Source organism: Antiquaquibacter oligotrophicus (assembly GCF_020535405.1).
GTDB lineage: Bacteria > Actinomycetota > Actinomycetes > Actinomycetales > Microbacteriaceae > Rhodoglobus > Rhodoglobus oligotrophicus.
The window spans coordinates 1,086,462-1,102,140 of the sequence record NZ_CP085036.1; the positions used below are offsets into that span (position 1 = coordinate 1,086,462).

Annotated in this window: 17 protein-coding genes; 2 read left to right on the plus strand and 15 right to left on the minus strand. The window is 66.4% G+C overall.

What is annotated here, in order from left to right:
- Positions 1 to 57: 57 nt before the first annotated feature.
- From tsaD to glmS, 7 genes are read right to left on the minus strand one after another with little or no spacing between them, the layout of a single operon-like run.
- Complete coding sequence (tsaD, locus tag LH407_RS05355) at positions 58 to 1,104, minus strand: tRNA (adenosine(37)-N6)-threonylcarbamoyltransferase complex transferase subunit TsaD (RefSeq protein ID WP_322132322.1); 1,047 nt, start codon at positions 1,102 to 1,104, stop codon at positions 58 to 60.
- Entirely contained in the window at positions 1,101 to 1,586 is a 486-nt protein-coding gene (gene rimI, locus LH407_RS05360) for a ribosomal protein S18-alanine N-acetyltransferase (RefSeq protein WP_322132321.1), read from the minus strand. Before rimI ends, tsaD begins: the two co-directional genes overlap by 4 nt.
- A complete protein-coding gene (gene tsaB / locus LH407_RS05365) occupies positions 1,583 to 2,191 on the minus strand; it encodes a tRNA (adenosine(37)-N6)-threonylcarbamoyltransferase complex dimerization subunit type 1 TsaB (protein WP_322132320.1) in 609 nt (202 codons plus the stop codon). The genes rimI and tsaB overlap by 4 nt, the downstream gene beginning before the upstream one ends.
- Positions 2,175 to 2,654: a tRNA (adenosine(37)-N6)-threonylcarbamoyltransferase complex ATPase subunit type 1 TsaE gene (tsaE, locus tag LH407_RS05370; protein WP_322132319.1), complete on the minus strand. Its 480-nt coding sequence runs from the start codon at positions 2,652 to 2,654 to the stop codon at positions 2,175 to 2,177. The genes tsaB and tsaE overlap by 17 nt, the downstream gene beginning before the upstream one ends.
- Entirely contained in the window at positions 2,651 to 3,742 is a 1,092-nt protein-coding gene (alr, locus tag LH407_RS05375; RefSeq protein WP_322132318.1) for an alanine racemase, read from the minus strand. Before alr ends, tsaE begins: the two co-directional genes overlap by 4 nt.
- Positions 3,739 to 4,104 (minus strand): holo-ACP synthase, encoded by a 366-nt coding sequence (locus LH407_RS05380; RefSeq protein ID WP_322132317.1) that lies wholly within the window; start codon positions 4,102 to 4,104, stop codon positions 3,739 to 3,741. The genes alr and LH407_RS05380 overlap by 4 nt, the downstream gene beginning before the upstream one ends.
- A gap of 15 nt (positions 4,105 to 4,119) precedes the next feature.
- Positions 4,120 to 5,976, minus strand: coding sequence for a glutamine--fructose-6-phosphate transaminase (isomerizing) (glmS, locus tag LH407_RS05385; RefSeq protein WP_322132316.1), 1,857 nt, complete (start codon positions 5,974 to 5,976; stop codon positions 4,120 to 4,122).
- Between the two features lie 65 nt (positions 5,977 to 6,041).
- Here glmS and coaA point away from each other — a divergent pair, with 65 nt between their 5' ends.
- Entirely contained in the window at positions 6,042 to 6,986 is a 945-nt protein-coding gene (coaA, locus tag LH407_RS05390; RefSeq protein ID WP_322132315.1) for a type I pantothenate kinase, read from the plus strand.
- Between the two features lie 91 nt (positions 6,987 to 7,077).
- Here coaA and LH407_RS05395 read toward each other — a convergent pair whose 3' ends face one another.
- The 6 genes from LH407_RS05395 to truA form a co-directional block, all read right to left on the minus strand.
- Positions 7,078 to 7,344, minus strand: coding sequence for a hypothetical protein (locus LH407_RS05395; protein WP_322132314.1), 267 nt, complete (start codon positions 7,342 to 7,344; stop codon positions 7,078 to 7,080).
- Positions 7,345 to 7,553: 209 nt separating this feature from the next.
- Positions 7,554 to 8,660: a hypothetical protein gene (locus tag LH407_RS05400; RefSeq protein WP_322132313.1), complete on the minus strand. Its 1,107-nt coding sequence runs from the start codon at positions 8,658 to 8,660 to the stop codon at positions 7,554 to 7,556.
- Between the two features lie 32 nt (positions 8,661 to 8,692).
- A complete protein-coding gene (gene glmM, locus LH407_RS05405; RefSeq protein WP_322132312.1) occupies positions 8,693 to 10,054 on the minus strand; it encodes a phosphoglucosamine mutase in 1,362 nt (453 codons plus the stop codon).
- 14 nt (positions 10,055 to 10,068) lie between these two features.
- A complete protein-coding gene (gene rpsI, locus LH407_RS05410; protein WP_322132311.1) occupies positions 10,069 to 10,557 on the minus strand; it encodes a 30S ribosomal protein S9 in 489 nt (162 codons plus the stop codon).
- 29 nt (positions 10,558 to 10,586) lie between these two features.
- Positions 10,587 to 11,033, minus strand: a complete 447-nt coding sequence (rplM, locus tag LH407_RS05415; protein WP_322132310.1) for a 50S ribosomal protein L13 — start codon at positions 11,031 to 11,033, stop codon at positions 10,587 to 10,589.
- 145 nt (positions 11,034 to 11,178) lie between these two features.
- Entirely contained in the window at positions 11,179 to 12,072 is an 894-nt protein-coding gene (gene truA / locus LH407_RS05420; RefSeq protein ID WP_322134891.1) for a tRNA pseudouridine(38-40) synthase TruA, read from the minus strand.
- 34 nt (positions 12,073 to 12,106) lie between these two features.
- Between truA and LH407_RS05425 the strand changes: the two genes are divergently transcribed.
- Positions 12,107 to 13,966 (plus strand): acyltransferase family protein, encoded by a 1,860-nt coding sequence (locus tag LH407_RS05425; protein WP_322132309.1) that lies wholly within the window; start codon positions 12,107 to 12,109, stop codon positions 13,964 to 13,966.
- Positions 13,967 to 14,028: 62 nt separating this feature from the next.
- Here LH407_RS05425 and rplQ read toward each other — a convergent pair whose 3' ends face one another.
- Positions 14,029 to 14,592 carry a 50S ribosomal protein L17 gene (gene rplQ / locus LH407_RS05430; RefSeq protein ID WP_322132308.1) on the minus strand — a complete coding sequence of 188 codons (564 nt, stop codon included), beginning with the start codon at positions 14,590 to 14,592 and terminating at the stop codon, positions 14,029 to 14,031.
- A gap of 40 nt (positions 14,593 to 14,632) precedes the next feature.
- A complete protein-coding gene (locus LH407_RS05435) occupies positions 14,633 to 15,628 on the minus strand; it encodes a DNA-directed RNA polymerase subunit alpha (protein ID WP_322132307.1) in 996 nt (331 codons plus the stop codon).
- Positions 15,629 to 15,679: the final 51 nt, after the last annotated feature.

Here is a 15,679-nt window from a genome sequence, read left to right on the forward strand (position 1 = left end):
AACGGCGGTGCCATAGTGGCAGCGCGCTCGGGCGCTGTCAACACGCCGTGCCGGAGGTTACGGCGCCTGGACGACGGTGACCGGGAGGGTTGAGTCCGCGCCGAACTCGAGCCCGGACGGCGCCCGGCCGGCAGCCACGAGTTGGGAGCCAATCGCCGCGATCATCGCACCGTTGTCGGTGCACAAGCTCAACGGGGGGATCCTCAACTCCACGCCGGCGGCGGCACAGCGTTCCTCAGCGACCGCACGCAGTCGGGCGTTCGCGACAACGCCGCCCCCGAGCAACAGCCTCGGCACCCCGAGGTCAGCACACGCGGCCAGTGCTTTCGCGATGAGTACATCAACGACCGCCTCGCGGAAGCTCGCGGCCACATCCGCCACCGGAACCGGAGCCCCGGCATCCTGCTCACGCTCGACCCAGCGTGCGACCGCGGTCTTGAGTCCGGAGAACGAGAAGTCGTAGCGGTGCTGGGCCATGTCCTTGGGGAGACTGAGCCCCCGCGGGAAGCGGATCGCGGTCGGATCGCCGCCCACGGCCGCACGGTCGATTTCCGGACCACCCGGATAGGGCAGCGAGAGCAAGCGCGCGACCTTGTCAAAAGCCTCACCGGCAGCGTCGTCGATGGTCTCACCGAGGAGCTCGACGTCCGAGATGAGATCGCGAACGAGGAGCAGGGACGTGTGCCCGCCCGAAACGAGGAGCGCAACGGTCGGGTACTCGATGTCGTCGCCGGTGAGCAAATCCGCCCCGACGTGCCCGACGAGATGATTGACGGCGTACAGGGGTTTGTCGAGCGAGAGGGCAAGCGCCTTGGCGGCTCCGACACCCACCATGAGAGCACCCGCGAGGCCCGGACCACTCGTGACCGCGATGGCGTCGAGGTCCTGGAGGCTCACACCAGCGTCATCCAACGCGCGCTGAAGGGTCGGCGCGAGCGCCTCGAGGTGAGCGCGGGCGGCAACCTCGGGAACAACACCTCCGTACCGCGCGTGCTCCTCCATGGAGGATGCGATCACGTTTGCGAGAAGCTCCGTTCCCCGGACGATGCCGACACCCGTCTCGTCGCAACTCGTCTCGATACCGAGCACCAGGGGCCCACTCATGCCATCGCCACTTTCGGTTCGGGGATCGTCAAGCGCATGATGATCGCGTCAACACCGTCCGGTTGGTAGTAGCGGGGGCGGACGGCGATCGCCTCGAAGCCGAGCGAATCGTAGAGCGCCTGCGCACCCGGGTTGTCGGCACGGACCTCGAGGAAGAGCTCGCGAGCGCCGCGCCGACGCGCCTCGTCGATGAGAGCGCCCATGAGCACACGCCCTAGGCCCTGCCGTCGAGCCGACGGCACGATCGCGATGGTCTGGATGTCCGCCTGCGGCTCCCCACGGGGCGCTCGGAGCCCGGCATACGCGTCGACCTGCTCCGGTACACCTACCGGGAACGCAACGAGGTAGTAGCCGAACCGATCGACGAGTTCGGCCGCCATATTCTCACGCGACCACGCGTCGGTGCCGAAGACGTCCTCCTCAATCGCCATGATGGGATCGAGATCCTCGGGAGCCGCGCGGCGAAGCTGCCAGGTCGTCATCCGGTCACTCGCTTCGGACCGGCGGAGATCGTGACGTCCGGAGAGCGCAAGTACAGCGGTTCGTCCGCCGGGAACGGGCGACCGACGGCGTACCAGGTCTCCGCGAGGTGGCCGAGGGATGCGGCGTCGATCGAGGTCGCATGAATGAGGTGGTGGCCGGCGGGTGCTACGAACCCTTCAGCCTTGGCGAGCGCGGGCCCCTCGACGCGCAGCGGGAGCCCAGCGTCGTCGGAGCCGGAGTACACGGAATAAAAGAGTTCGCGCCTGCGGGCATCCGTCGTCACCACGATCGGTTCATCCTCGCCGAACGCGACGGCGTCGTGGCTGGCGAGCGGCACGACGGGCACTCCGGTACCGAAGGCGAAGGCACGCGCGGCAGCGATGCCCACACGAAGCCCCGTGAACGGCCCCGGCCCCATGCCGGCGACGACACCAGACAACTCGGTTACCGCGATTCCGGAATCGCGGAGGCATTCGTCGATGAGCACACCGATGAGCTCGGCATGGCCGCGTGTATCAGGGCTCGACGCGACGGCGAGTGTGCCCAGATCGCGATCGACGATGGCGACGGATGTTCCCACCGACGTATCAATGGCCAGCAGCACGCCAGCTCACCCCCTCCCACCGGGCCCCGACGCCCGTGATCGTGACGGTTCGAGGCTCAACTTCGGCCGACTCGTCGCCGCCGTGCGGCCGCTCGATGTCGATGCGCAGCCACGAGTCGGTGATGCCGTCGAGCAGGCCGTCGCCCCATTCGACGACCACGATCGAACCCGCGAAATCCAGGTCGAGGTCGTCGAGTTCGACGGGACTGCGAAGACGGTACGCGTCGACGTGCACGAGGGGTGCGCCGTGCTCCCGTGGGTGTGTTCTCGCGAGCACAAACGTCGGGCTCGTGACAGGCCCGCGAACGCCGAGCGCCTCACCGATGCCACGCGTGAGCGTCGTCTTGCCCGCGCCGAGTTCGCCATTGAGCATGACAAGATCCCCGGCACGCACCTCTGCCGCGATACGAGCGCCCAACTGCGACATCTCCTCGGGGCTGCGGATGCTCAGCACCTCGCTCATACGTACTCCCGGGTCACCCGGCTGCCGATACGCGTCACGATCTCGTAGTTGATGGTGCCCGCGGCCGCCGCCCAGTCGTCGGCGGACGGAACACCGGTTGACGGGTCCCCGAACAGCACAACACGATCGCCCACCGCGATGGGCGCATCCCCCACGTCAACGATGAACTGGTCCATGGCGATACTCCCGGCGACACGGAAGGCATCACCGCCGACGGCCACCGGTGCTCGGCCCGATGCCGCACGCGGCACACCGTCGGCATAGCCGAGAGGCACAAGAGCCAGGGTCGTCTCCTCGGTCGTGCGATAGCGGTAGCCGTACGAAACCCCGTGACCGGCTGGCACGCGCTTGAGGGAGACCACCGTCGTCTCGAGGGTCATCGCGGGGGTGAGGCCGAGGTCGAGTGACGACACATCGTCGAAGGGCGAGAGCCCGTAGCATCCGATGCCGAGACGGACGAGAGAGAAACGAGCGTCGGGTAGACGGAGTGTTGCGGCGGTCGCCGCGAGGTGCACAAACTCGGGCTGGAGGCCTGCCGACCGAGCGGCATCGAGGGCCTCGTCGAAGCGCGCGAGTTGCTCGCGGTCCTCGACCTCGCCCGTGTTGGAAAGGTGACTCCACACTCCGACCACACGGAGCAGGCCCGCGCGCTCGTGGGCGGCCGCCGCCTCGACGAGAGCCGGCCACTCGGTCGCGGTTGCGCCACCGCGGCCGAGTCCCGTGTCCGCCTTGAGGTGCAGGACAGCACCCGGAGCGGTTGTCGCCACCGCCTCGAGTTGCTGGAGGGAACCCACGCCGAGCTCGATGCCCGCCGCCACTGCCGTGGGGAACGCGGCATCCGTCTCGTGCAGCCAGGCCAGGATCGGAGCCCGGATGCCCGCCTCTCTGAGCTCCAACGCTTCGTCGATCGTCGCCACACCGAGGCGCTCCGCGCCACCCTCCAGTACCGCGCGGGCGGAGGGGACCGCGCCATGACCGTAGCCGTCGGCCTTCACGACCGCCATCGCGGCAACACCACCGGCGGCACGGCGCAGTGTCTCAACGTTGCGCGAGATCGCGCCGAGGTCGATGGTTGCGAGCCTGCTCACGATTCGGCCACCACATAGGCGATGGCGATGCCGGCGTCGTGGCTCATGGAGAGGTGCACGGCGGTGATGCCGCGCGCGTCGGCGATCGCGCGCGTGGAGTCCTGCAGCTCGAAGCTTGGGTTACCCAGTTTGTCGTTGACGACGAGCATGTCGTGCCACTGCACGCCACTTGAGTCGCCGAGCGCCTTGATGAGTGCTTCCTTCGCTGCGAACCGTCCGGCGAGCGAGCGCAACGGCATGGGTTGGCCGTCCTTGAGCTGTTCGCTGGGAGCGAACAGACGGTCTTTGAGGGTCGGTGTGCGCACGAGGGCGCGCTCGAATCGAGCGATGTCGACGACATCCACCCCGATACCGACGATCATGAGATGCGCTTCCGGCTACTCGACCGTGACGGACTTCGCCAGGTTGCGCGGCTGGTCGACGTCGAGACCCTTCGCGTCCGCGAGCTCCATGCCGAAGATGTGTAACGGCACAACGGCGAGGAGCGGCTCGAAGAGGCTGCCAGCGAGCGGGATCGGGATGACCTCGTCGGCGAAGGGGAGCACCGCGGCATCCCCCTTCTCGGCGATGGCGATCACACGCGCGCCGCGGGCGCGGATCTCCTGGATGTTCGAGACCACCTTGGGGTGCAACGACGACGGGTCGCGGGGGCTCGGCACGATCACAAAAACCACCTGACCGGGTTCGATGAGGGCGATCGGCCCGTGCTTGAGCTCACCAGCCGCGAAACCCTCCGCGTGAATGTACGCGAGCTCCTTGAGCTTGAGCGCACCCTCCATCGCGATGGGGTAACCGACGTGACGACCGAGGAAGAGAACGGACTGGGTGTCGGTCATCCAGTGGGCGAGTTGGCCGACCTGGCCCTGGGCAACGTCGATGACCTCCGCGAGCTTGTCGGGGACGGCCTGGAGCTCGTCGACGGCCGCGCGAATCGCTGCGTCGTCGAGGGTGCCGCGCACCTTCGCGAGGTGAAGACCGATGAGGTAGAGCGCCGTCACCTGCGCGACAAACGCCTTCGTGGATGCGACCGCCACCTCGGGGCCTGCGTGCGTGTAGACGACGGCGTGTGACTCGCGCGGGATCGTCGCACCCTGGGTGTTGCACACCGAAAGAAGGTGCGCCTTGGACTTGTCGTGCACGTACTTGACCGCCATGAGCGTGTCCATCGTCTCGCCGGACTGGCTGATCGAGATGACGAGCGTGCGGTCGGAGAGGATCGGGTCGCGGTAACGGAACTCGTGCGACAGCTCGACATCGACAGGGATGCGCGACCACTGCTCGATCGCGTACTTGCCGAGCATCCCGGCGTATGCAGCCGTACCGCACGCGATGATGACGATGCGGTCGATATCGCGCAGTGCCTCATCGCCGATGGGGTCGAGTTCGTTCAGCTGCACGAGACCGTCGTGGGTGCGGCCGAGGATGGTCTTGGCGACGGCTTCGGGTTCCTCACTGATCTCCTTAGCCATGAAGCTCGACCAGCCGCCCTTGTCGCTCGCGGAGGCATCCCAGGCGATCTCGAACTCGTCAGTCTCGACCGACTTGCCGTCGAAGTCGGTGACGACAACCGAATCGGGGCGAATGGTGACGATCTGGTCCTGGCCGATCGCGACGGCCCGACGGGTGTACTCGACGAAGGCCGCGACATCCGACCCGAGGAAGTTCTCGCCGTCACCGAGTCCGATGACGAGCGGCGAATTGCGGCGAGCGCCGACAACCTCGCCAGGACGGTCCTCGTGCATGACGAGGAGAGTGAAGGCACCGTGGAGTCTGCCAACAACCTCACGCAACGCCGCTGTCAGGTCGCCCGTGCGCGCGTAGGCCTCGCCCACGAGGAGAGCCGCAACCTCGGTGTCGGTCTCACTCGTGAATTCGGCGCCGCGCTCGAGCAACTCCTGCTTGAGGTCGGCGAAGTTCTCGATGATGCCGTTATGGATGAGCGCGAGCTTTCCATCGGCGGAGAGGTGCGGATGCGCGTTCCTGTCCGTCGGGCCGCCATGGGTAGCCCAGCGCGTGTGACCGATACCGGTACCGCCGTTACCGAGCGGGCGGTCTTCGAGGTCATCAACGAGCACCTGCAGCTTTCCGGCACGCTTACGGGTTCCGATCTGCCCCGCCTCATCGAGCACGGCGACACCGGCCGAGTCGTACCCCCGGTACTCGAGCCGCTTGAGCCCGCCGAGGAGCACCTCGAGACTCTTGTTGTCACCGACGTAACCCACGATTCCACACATGGGGTCGATTGTAGTTCTCGCGTCGCTGAGAACCCCGCTCGCGGCCCTGACTAGGATGGGGCGCAATGTCCGATCCCACCGCTCAGGGCGGCCATCCGTCGCCGTTTCTTGAGATCGATCGCGCCGAGTGGGCCGCTCTTGCTCCCCGCATGGAGACACCCCTAACCCAGGCGGAGATCGTTGAACTTCGCGGCATCGGCGATCACCTCGACCTTGTCGAAGTGGAAGAGGTCTACCTTCCCCTCTCCCGACTCCTCAGCCTCTACGCCGAGGGCGCGCAACAGCTCCACGACGTCACAACGACCTTCCTCGGCACGTCATCGCGCCGCACACCCTTTGTCATCGGGGTCGCCGGCTCCGTCGCCGTCGGCAAGTCGACGGTGGCACGTCTCCTGCGCGAACTGCTCGGCAGATGGGAGGGAACCCCCAGAGTCGAGCTCGTGACAACCGACGGATTCCTCTACCCCAACGCCGAACTCGAACGGCGCGGACTCATGGAACGTAAAGGCTTTCCGGAGTCATACGACCGTCGCGCACTCCTGCGGTTTGTGAGCAGGGTCAAGGCAGGCGAAACGGAGGTCGGAGCGCCGGTCTACTCCCACCTCGAGTACGACATCGTGCCGGATGCCGAGGTGATCGTGAACTCGCCCGACGTGCTCATCGTCGAAGGCCTCAACGTGCTCCAGCCCCCGGCGCCCGGCAAACACCTCGCCCTCAGCGACCTCTTCGACTTCGGAATTTACGTCGATGCGAGAACGAGCGACATCGCGCGCTGGTACGAGGAACGTTTCCTGTCGCTGCAACGCGGGGCGTTCTCCAACCCCAAGTCGTACTTTCACCGCTTTGCGTCGCTGACCGAGGAACAAGCGCGAGCTCGCGCTGCGGGGATCTGGGCATCCATCAACGAACCGAACCTCGTGCAGAACATCCTGCCGACCCGTCAGCGGGCGTCCCTCGTTCTGCGCAAGGGACCTGCGCACGCCGTGCACAGCGTGCTCCTGCGCAAGTAGCGCATCGCCTTTTCGTCGACTGATGCCAAATGGCTGCTATTTCCGCGCCCAGAGCAGCCATTTGGCAGCACTCGGCGACGCGGGGTGGGGGCTAGTTGTACCAGCGGAGCTCTTTGGGGAAGGGGATGCCGCGCGCAGCGGTGTACGCGCGCGCGGCGGCTCGCGCTCGATGCCAGCCGGGAATCGCCCTCAGGCACTGAACGAGCAGAAGCACCGCCATTGCCGCGAAGAGGCCCACCACGAGCCATCCCCACCACTCCTCGCCGAGCTTTGTGGCAAGGAACCAACTGCTGGCACCGATCAGGGGCACGAGCCAAAGGGAGAGGTAAGGGTTCACGGGCGCCCTCTGCTGGCGCATGCCGTAGACGGAGGGGGCATTGCCTATCGCTCCTATGACTACCGCGTCGAGTTCTTTATCTCGCTTCGCTCTGAACTCGTCAGTTGCCCAGCCCTCACTCTCCCAGGGCCACTGAATGTTCGACTTTCGCGACGACACAGCACCACCGTACCGACGCGAGTCTGTCGAGTGCTGCCGTTTGGCTTCTATCCCTGCGCTCGGAGCGGCCATCAGCTGCTGCGGAGGAGCGTCAAGTCGAAGTCGTAGACGTACGATGCGTCGGCGTAGTCGCCCGAGAGGGAGATCGAGATGACCGGTTCGGCGCTTCGTCCGGCAGGATCGCGCGAGACGTAGGCGTGCGCCTCAGCGTCGTCGATCGCGGCGTCACTGAGCGCGAGATCGACCGCGGCACCAACCTGCGCGAAGTCGAGGTCCGAGGCATCAAAAAGCTCCGCAGAGAGGTCGGTCGGCTGGATGAGCTCCGGACCATCACGCCATGCGCGACCGTACCGGTACAGGTAGGTGTCGGTTGTGCTTGCGCCAGGTGTGGTCGGTGCATCGACGATGAGGTAGGTGTCGTAGAAGACGACACTCGTGAACTCGTAGCCCCCGACAACATCGGCGACAGCATCCACCGCATCCTGCTGGAATCGCCCCGTGACGAGGCTCGTGCCATCCCACTCTCCCGCCGCCAGACTTTGCGCGGCCCGGGAGATTGAACCCCATGCTGGCACCGTCGTCACCACGGCCGCGACCGTGATGATGACGAGCGAGACCGCGGCCTGAGCTCCCGCACCCAGACGCCGCCGCGTACCGGGGCGCGGTGTCGCCGGTGTCGACTCGGTCGCACGTTCCCACGTGGGAACGCTCGATGCGGCAGGGATAAAGGACGGATCGTTGTGGGCTCGGCGCGCCCGCTGCGACATGGATGCCGGGTCGCTGGGGATGATCGTGACATCCGGCCGGTGCGGTGAGAGCCGCCTCACCTCGATGATCGCGCCGGACGTGAACAGGCGCATATCGTCGCTCGGAACCTCGACGATCGTGGTCGTCTGGTAGGCGTCCTCCCCCTCTGGCGCGACAGTCAGACGCACGGACAGTTCCTGCACACCGTCGAGTTCTCGTCCGGTGCGGGATACGGTTTCGATGCGCGCGATGGCACGACCATGGTCCGGCATCGTCGTTCGACGCACCCCGCCGAAAAGCGCGAGGATGAAGAAGGCAGACACTCCGGTCGACCACACGAGAATGTAGATCCAGTCGCCCGTCACGATCGAACCGACGACGCCACCAATGAAGACACCGGCAGCAACCTTCGCCAGAATCGACAGAATCATGCGGTCAGGGTATCGGGCCGCGCGAGGAGGGGCTACAGCGCCAAGCGCTCCTTGACGATCGCCGCGAGCTCGGCCGCGACCTCGTCGGCGACGGACTGCTCGGATGCCTCGACCATGACCCGCACCATGGGCTCCGTGCCCGACGGGCGCAGCAGGACTCGCCCCGAGTCACCCAGACGCTCGCTCGCGACCTGCACGGCCGCGGCAATGACTTCGTCCGAACCGAGGGCGCGGTGATCGACTCCGCGCACATTGACGAGCACCTGCGGGTACACGGTCATGACGGAGGCGAGCTCCTTCAGTGACTTGCCCGTGCGAGCGAGCTCGGCGGCCAGGTGCAGCCCCGTCAGGATGCCGTCGCCCGTTGTCGCGAACTTCGTCATGATCACGTGGCCGGACTGTTCGCCGCCGAGGGAGAGGCCCTCGGCCGCGAGGGCCTCGAGCACGTAGCGATCGCCGACAGCGGTCTCGAGCATCCGGATGTCATTCTCGGCCATCGCACGGCGAAGACCGAGATTACTCATGACGGTTGCCACGAGCGTGCGATCGGTGAGCACACCGCGCTCGGCCATCGACAGGGCCAGGATCGCCATGATCTGATCGCCGTCGACGACGTTGCCCTCGGCGTCCACGGCAAGGCACCGATCGGCGTCGCCGTCGTGTGCGATACCGAGGTGCGCACCGTGAGCGACAACGGCCGCGCGGAGCGACTCGAGGTGGGTCGAACCGACACCGTCGTTGATGTTGATGCCGTCGGGGTCCGCGCCGATGACGGTGACCTGAGCCCCGGCATCGGTGAACACCTGAGGCGACACCCCTGCTGCGGCGCCGTGGGCGCAGTCGAGCACAACGTGCAGACCATCGAGGCGGTGCGGAAGCGTCGAAAGCAGGTGCACGATGTAGCGGTCCTCGGCATCCGAGAACCGACGGATGCGACCGACATCGGCACCGGTCGGTGCGAGCTTCGACGACTCGAGTGCCGCCTCGATACGGTCCTCGACCTCATCGGGGAGCTTGGTTCCCCCGGTGGCGAAAAACTTGATGCCGTTGTCGGGAGCCGCATTGTGCGACGCCGAGATCATGACACCCAGGTCCGCCTTGAAATCGGCCACCAGAAAAGCCGCGGCCGGGGTCGGGACCACACCAGCGTCATAGACGTCGACACCGGAACTGGCAAGACCAGCGGCGACGGCGGCGGCAAGAAACTCACCAGAGATACGCGGATCGCGCGCAATCACCGCGACCGGCCGACGACCGGATGCTCGGCGACCGTCGGCGACTCGGCCCTTGCCCAGCACGACTGCAGCCGCCTGGGCAAGGCCGAGCGCAAGCTCGACGGTCAATTCGGAGTTCGCGAGACCGCGAACCCCGTCCGTACCGAAAAGACGAGGCATGGTGCCCGCGAAGCTTAACGCTTCGAGAACTGCGACGCCTTGCGCGCCTTCTTGAGACCGGCCTTCTTGCGCTCGATGACGCGAGCGTCGCGCGTGAGGAAGCCCGCCTTCTTGAGCGTCGGACGGTTGTTCTCGCGGTCGATCTCGTTGAGCGCACGAGCGATCGCGAGACGCAGGGCGCCGGCCTGGCCCGAGGGGCCACCACCGGTGATACGTGCGGTCACATCGTACGAACCCAGGAGGTCGAGCACCTTGAACGGGTCGTTGATGAGCTGCTGGTGCAGCTTGTTGGGGAAGTACTCGGCGAGGTCACGGCCGTTGACGGTCGCGGTACCGGCGCCGGGGACGAGACGAACGCGAGCGATCGCCTCCTTGCGGCGACCCACCGCCGCACCCGAAACGTTGAGGACGGCGCGGGGAGCCTTGGGGGCCTCCGACGCGGGCGTCTCGGTGGTGAAGCTCTCGGCGACGGTCTCGCCGATGGAATCCTGAATGCTGGCCACTGTCTTAGATCCTTTGGGTTTCGCTGGCGCTACTGAGCGACCTGGGTGAGGGTGTACGGCTTCGGCTGCTGTGCAGCGTGGGGGTGCTCGGCACCCGCGTAGACCTTCAGCTTCGACAGCTGGGCCCGGCCGATCGAGTTCTTCGGGAGCATGCCGCGAACGGCCTTCTCGACCGCGCGGGTCGGGTGCTTCTCGAGGAGCTCGGTGTACGAGGTGGCGGTGAGGCCGCCCGGGTAACCCGAGTGACGGTACGCCTTCTTCTGCGCGAGCTTGGAACCCGTGAGGGCGACCTTCTCCGCGTTGATGATGATGACGAAGTCGCCGCCGTCGATGTGGGGGGCGAACGTCGGCTTGTGCTTACCGCGCAGGAGCGTGGCAGCGTGGCTGGCGAGACGACCGAGAACGATGTCGGTCGCGTCGATGATGACCCAGTCCCGCTGGATGTCCTCGGGCTTGGGAGAATAGGTGCGCGTCACAGTAGTGCTGCTTTCCGTTGATCGAGTGAGGTGTTCGTGAATCCCGCTCCGGTGGGGAGTTCCGCCTCGATGAGGTGGGAACGCTCCGGTGGAGGGCTCATGATCGGATGTCGACGGTCGGGCCGCGCGACACCAAAGGTCAAGCTTAGGTGATCGGTGTGCCCTGGTCAAACGCCTCGTCGTCACGACGTGCACGTGTGCGCTCGGCACGGGCCGCCAGGTCGGCGTCCTCCGGATAGCCGACCTCGACGAGCGTGAGGCCCTGGGCCGGCATGACCTTGAACTCGCTCGTGCGTTGCTGCTCCCGACGGATGCCCACCATCCTGTCGCTCGCAAGCTTGCCCTCCCCCAAGGCGACACCGGCACCCACGAGCGCACGCACCATGCTGTGGCAGAACGCATCGGCCTTCAGGTGCGCCGTGATCACCCCATCGGCTCCGCGAACCCAACGGAACTCCTGCAGCTCCCGAATGGTCGTCGACCCCGCGCGAGGCTTGCAGTAGGCCGCCCAGTCGTGAAGCCCCACCAGCTCATCGGATGCCACGTTCATCGCGTCGACGTCGAGAGCGGACGGGTACCACGTCGTGAACAGACGGTGCAGCGGATTGCGGGCTGCGAGGGAATCCGCGATGCGGTACTCGTAACGTCGCCACACCGGGGAGAACCTCGCGTCGAACCCGTCCGGCGCCAGCGCCGCGCGGGTGAGAACCACATCGGACCGGAGCCCCGCGATGCCGTTGATGCGACGTACCAGGGCGGAACCGGGATCCGGCGCCGGTCTACCGCCGTGGGGCTTCGCGAGAGAGCGGAGCTGTTCCGGGGTGAGGTCGAGGTGCGCCACCTGACCCGTGGCGTGAACCCCGGCATCCGTGCGTCCCGCGACGGTGAGCACAGGCGGGTTGTCGTCGCGGAGAACGGTCGCGAGCGCCTCCTCCAGCACACCTTGCACCGTGCGCAGGCCAGGCTGCTTCGCCCAGCCCGCGAATCCCGTGCCGTCGTAGGCCAGGTCGAGCCGCATGCGGATACGGGACTCGTCCATCACGGTTGCCCAGCGTAGTCTGGGTGCGCCCATCATGACCGCCAGCCTGACTTCGACCCGCGCCGTCGCGACCCCGAATGCCTCGGTGCCGGTCACGCGTGTCCACCTTTCCGGACTCGACGGTCTTCGCGCCGTCGCCGTGCTCGCTGTCATGGTGTTCCACTTCACGCCGATCGCCGCCCCCGGCGGGTACATCGGAGTTGATGTCTTTTTTGTCATCAGCGGCTTCCTCATCACGGGCCTGCTGCTGCGCGAGCACACATCGCGCGGCCGGATCTCACTGAGACAGTTCTGGATGCGACGCGCTCGACGCCTCCTGCCAGCCCTCGTTCTGGTTGTCGCGGTATGCAGCGCCGCTGCCTTTTTCGTCGGTGGGGACGTCATCGTCGGTCTGGGTGTGCAGATTCTGGGGGCCGCCACCTTCAGCAGCAACTGGATTTACATCGCGCAGGGCACGAGCTACTTCGATGGCACAACACCGGAGCTCTTCCGAAATCTGTGGTCCCTCGCGGTCGAGGAGCAGTTCTACCTCGTCTGGCCACTCCTGCTCGTCGCACTCCTGCTGCTCCGGAAGCGTCGCACACGCATCGCCATTGTGCTTGCCATCGCCGCAGCATCCGCCGCCGCCATGGCCGTGCTCGCTCCAGCATCGGGCGATGCCACGCGTGTCTACTACGGCACCGATACCCATGCCTTCGGTCTCGCGCTCGGTGCCGCGCTGGCGATGCTGCTCTCCGCTCGGTTCTCCCCAGGCTCCGTCGCGCCACCCCGACGCTGGTTGGCGTGGGCCGGCGCTGTCGCCGTCGGTGGCATCGTTTTGCTCGCCGTGGCGATGCCGGCAGAGGATCCCTTCGTCACGCGGGGTGGCCTGGTACTCGTCGCACTCCTGACGGTTGTCGCCATCGCGGGAGCCACCGAAGCGGGCTCGTGGCTCGGGCGCTCACTCGATGCGGCACCCTTGCGATGGATCGGTGAGCGGTCGTACGGCCTCTACCTCTGGCATTGGCCGGTGCTCATCCTCGTAGCCGCAACACTGCCTCGGGATGCCGCGTGGTGGACGGCCCCGGTTCTCGCCCTCGCCATCACGACCCTCGCTGCGGCGCTCTCCTATTCATTCGTGGAGCTCCCCATCAGGCGCAGCGGGGTTCGCGCCTACGTCGCGGACCGCCGTCGCACAGTCGCGGGGAGCATCGGGCTGCTGGCGGCCTTCGCACTCGCCGTGAGCGCCGTAGCCCTCGACCCCGGCAAGACCTCCGCCCAGATCGCCATCGAGGAAGGGGCCGCTGCGGTGGCTGCGGCGACGGCGCGGGCACAGGAGGCAGCGGCAACCACCGATCCTGCACCGGACGAGCCGGACCTCGTGACCGGCGACCAGGTCTACGCGATCGGTGATTCCGTCATGCTCGCCGCCGCACCGTGGTTACAGGAAAGGTTGCCCGGCATCGCTATCGACGCGGAGGTGTCCCGGTCGATGTTTGTCGCACCGTCGCTCGTCCAGGCCGCCGTCGACGCAGGCACCATGCGTCCCATCCTCGTTCTGGGGCTCGCCACCAACGGAGACGTCGACCCGGACGATCTGGCGGAGGTACTTGACATCCTCGGACCCGACCGGCTTCTCGTTGTCGTCAACGGCCAGGCGCCCCGCGACTGGATCCCCATCGGCAACCAGGTTGTGGCCGACTTTGCCCGGTCCGAGCGCGAAGTCGAGCTCGCTGACTGGCACGGTGCCATCGCCCCGAACATCCATGAACTCGCGAGCGATGAGGTCCACCCCGGTGGCCCCATCAGCGGTGGCATCTACGTGGACTCGGTGATGGATGCCCTGCAGCGCCTCTCCGAACTGCCGGCACCTCTCGACGAGGTCTACGACCCCTCCGTCAACCGCGTCATCTGATAGCCGTTAACGCAGGAACCCCGCCACGAGGGCGGGGTTCCTGATGAACTTCGTGCGAGACGTTACTTCGCTTCGTCCTCGGCGGGAGCGTCGTCGGCGACCTCCGCGTCAGCGTCAGCGACCTCGTCTGCGACCGTCTCGTTCTCGACGTCGGGGGTCGACTCCTCGACCTCGGCGGCCGTCTCGGTCTCCTCGACCGACTCGGTCTCCTCGGCGACGGGCGCCGCAGCCTTCGTCGAAGCCTTGGTCGACTTCGCCTTCGGCTTCACCGGCTCGAGCACGAGCTCGATCTGAACCATAGGAGCGTTGTCGCCCTTGCGGAAACCGAGCTTCGTGATGCGGGTGTATCCGCCTTCACGGTTCTCGACGAGCGGTGCGATCTCCGTGAAGAGCTCGTGAACGACCGTCTTGTCGCCGATGACCGACAGCACGCGACGACGTGCGTGAAGGTCGCCACGCTTGGCGAACGTGATCAGGCGCTCAGCGACGGGACGCAGACGCTTGGCCTTCGTCTCAGTCGTCTTGATGCTCTTGTGAGTGAACAGGGCCGCGGCGAGGTTCGCGAGCAGCAGGCGCTCGTGCGCCGGTCCTCCGCCGAGTCGGGGTCCCTTGGTGGGTGTAGGCATGGTGTGGTTTCTCCAGTACTAAGTACGCTGCGGCGCGGGCCTAGGCGTTGGTCTCGTCGTCGTCGTAGCCGCCGTAGAAGTGCGCGCCGTCGAATCCGGGAACACTGTCCTTGAGCGACAGTCCCATCTCGACGAGCTTGTCCTTCACCTCGTCCACCGACTTCTGTCCGAAGTTGCGGATGTTCATGAGCTGCGTCTCCGACAGGGCGACGAGTTCACTCACGGTGTTGATGCCCTCGCGCTTGAGGCAGTTGTAGCTGCGCACCGAGAGATCGAGGTCCTCGATGGGCATGCTCAGCTCGCTGGAGAGCACAGCGTCGACCGGCGCGGGGCCGATCTCGATACCCTCCGCCGCGCTGTTGAGCTCACGGGCAAGGCCGAAGAGCTCGGTCAGCGTGCGACCGGCCGAAGCGACGGCATCCCGCGGGCTGATCGCGGACTTGGTCTCGACATCGACGACGAGGCGGTCGAAGTCGGTGCGCTCACCGGCGCGAGTGGCCTCGACACGGTAGGTGACCTTGAGCACGGGCGAGTAGATGGAGTCGACCGGGATCTGGCCGGACTCGCTGAACTCGCTACGGTTCTGCGTCGCCGAGACGTAGCCACGACCACGCTCGATGGTCAGCTCGAGCTCGAACTTCGCCTTGTCGTTCAGCGTTGCGATGACGAGCTCGGGGTTGTGGACCTCAACGCCGGCCGGAGCCGAAATGTCGGCGGCCGTGACCTCGCCCGCGCCCTGCTTGCGCAGGTACGCGGTGATGGGCTCATCGTGCTCACTCGAGACGACCAGGTTCTTGATGTTGAGGATGATCTCGGTGACATCCTCCTTGACACCGGCAACGGTGTCGAACTCGTGAGGCACGCCATCGATACGGATGCTCGTGACCGCTGCGCCGGGGATCGACGACAGCAGGGTGCGGCGCAGGGAGTTGCCGAGCGTGTAGCCGAAGCCAGGCTCGAGGGGCTCGATGACAAACCGCGAACGGAACTCGGAGATGTTCTCCTCAGCGAGGGTGGGGCGCTGTGCAATAAGCACTGATGATTCCTTTCGGCGAGGTGTCCGCTATTTGACACCTGGGTACGACGG

Coding starts and splice junctions, on each gene's coding strand:
- tsaD (WP_322132322.1), bottom strand. CDS start 1,104: ATGAGTGGGCCCCTGGTGCTCGGTATCGAGACGAGTTGCGACGAGACG.
- rimI (WP_322132321.1), bottom strand. CDS start 1,586: ATGACGACCTGGCAGCTTCGCCGCGCGGCTCCCGAGGATCTCGATCCC.
- tsaE (WP_322132319.1), bottom strand. CDS start 2,654: ATGAGCGAGGTGCTGAGCATCCGCAGCCCCGAGGAGATGTCGCAGTTG.
- LH407_RS05380 (WP_322132317.1), bottom strand. CDS start 4,104: ATGATCGTCGGTATCGGGGTGGATGTCGTCGACATCGCTCGATTCGAG.
- glmS (WP_322132316.1), bottom strand. CDS start 5,976: ATGTGTGGAATCGTGGGTTACGTCGGTGACAACAAGAGTCTCGAGGTG.
- coaA (WP_322132315.1), top strand. CDS start 6,042: ATGTCCGATCCCACCGCTCAGGGCGGCCATCCGTCGCCGTTTCTTGAG.
- LH407_RS05395 (WP_322132314.1), bottom strand. CDS start 7,344: ATGCGCCAGCAGAGGGCGCCCGTGAACCCTTACCTCTCCCTTTGGCTC.
- LH407_RS05400 (WP_322132313.1), bottom strand. CDS start 8,660: ATGATTCTGTCGATTCTGGCGAAGGTTGCTGCCGGTGTCTTCATTGGT.
- glmM (WP_322132312.1), bottom strand. CDS start 10,054: ATGCCTCGTCTTTTCGGTACGGACGGGGTTCGCGGTCTCGCGAACTCC.
- truA (WP_322134891.1), bottom strand. CDS start 12,072: ATGGACGAGTCCCGTATCCGCATGCGGCTCGACCTGGCCTACGACGGC.
- LH407_RS05425 (WP_322132309.1), top strand. CDS start 12,107: ATGACCGCCAGCCTGACTTCGACCCGCGCCGTCGCGACCCCGAATGCC.
- rplQ (WP_322132308.1), bottom strand. CDS start 14,592: ATGCCTACACCCACCAAGGGACCCCGACTCGGCGGAGGACCGGCGCAC.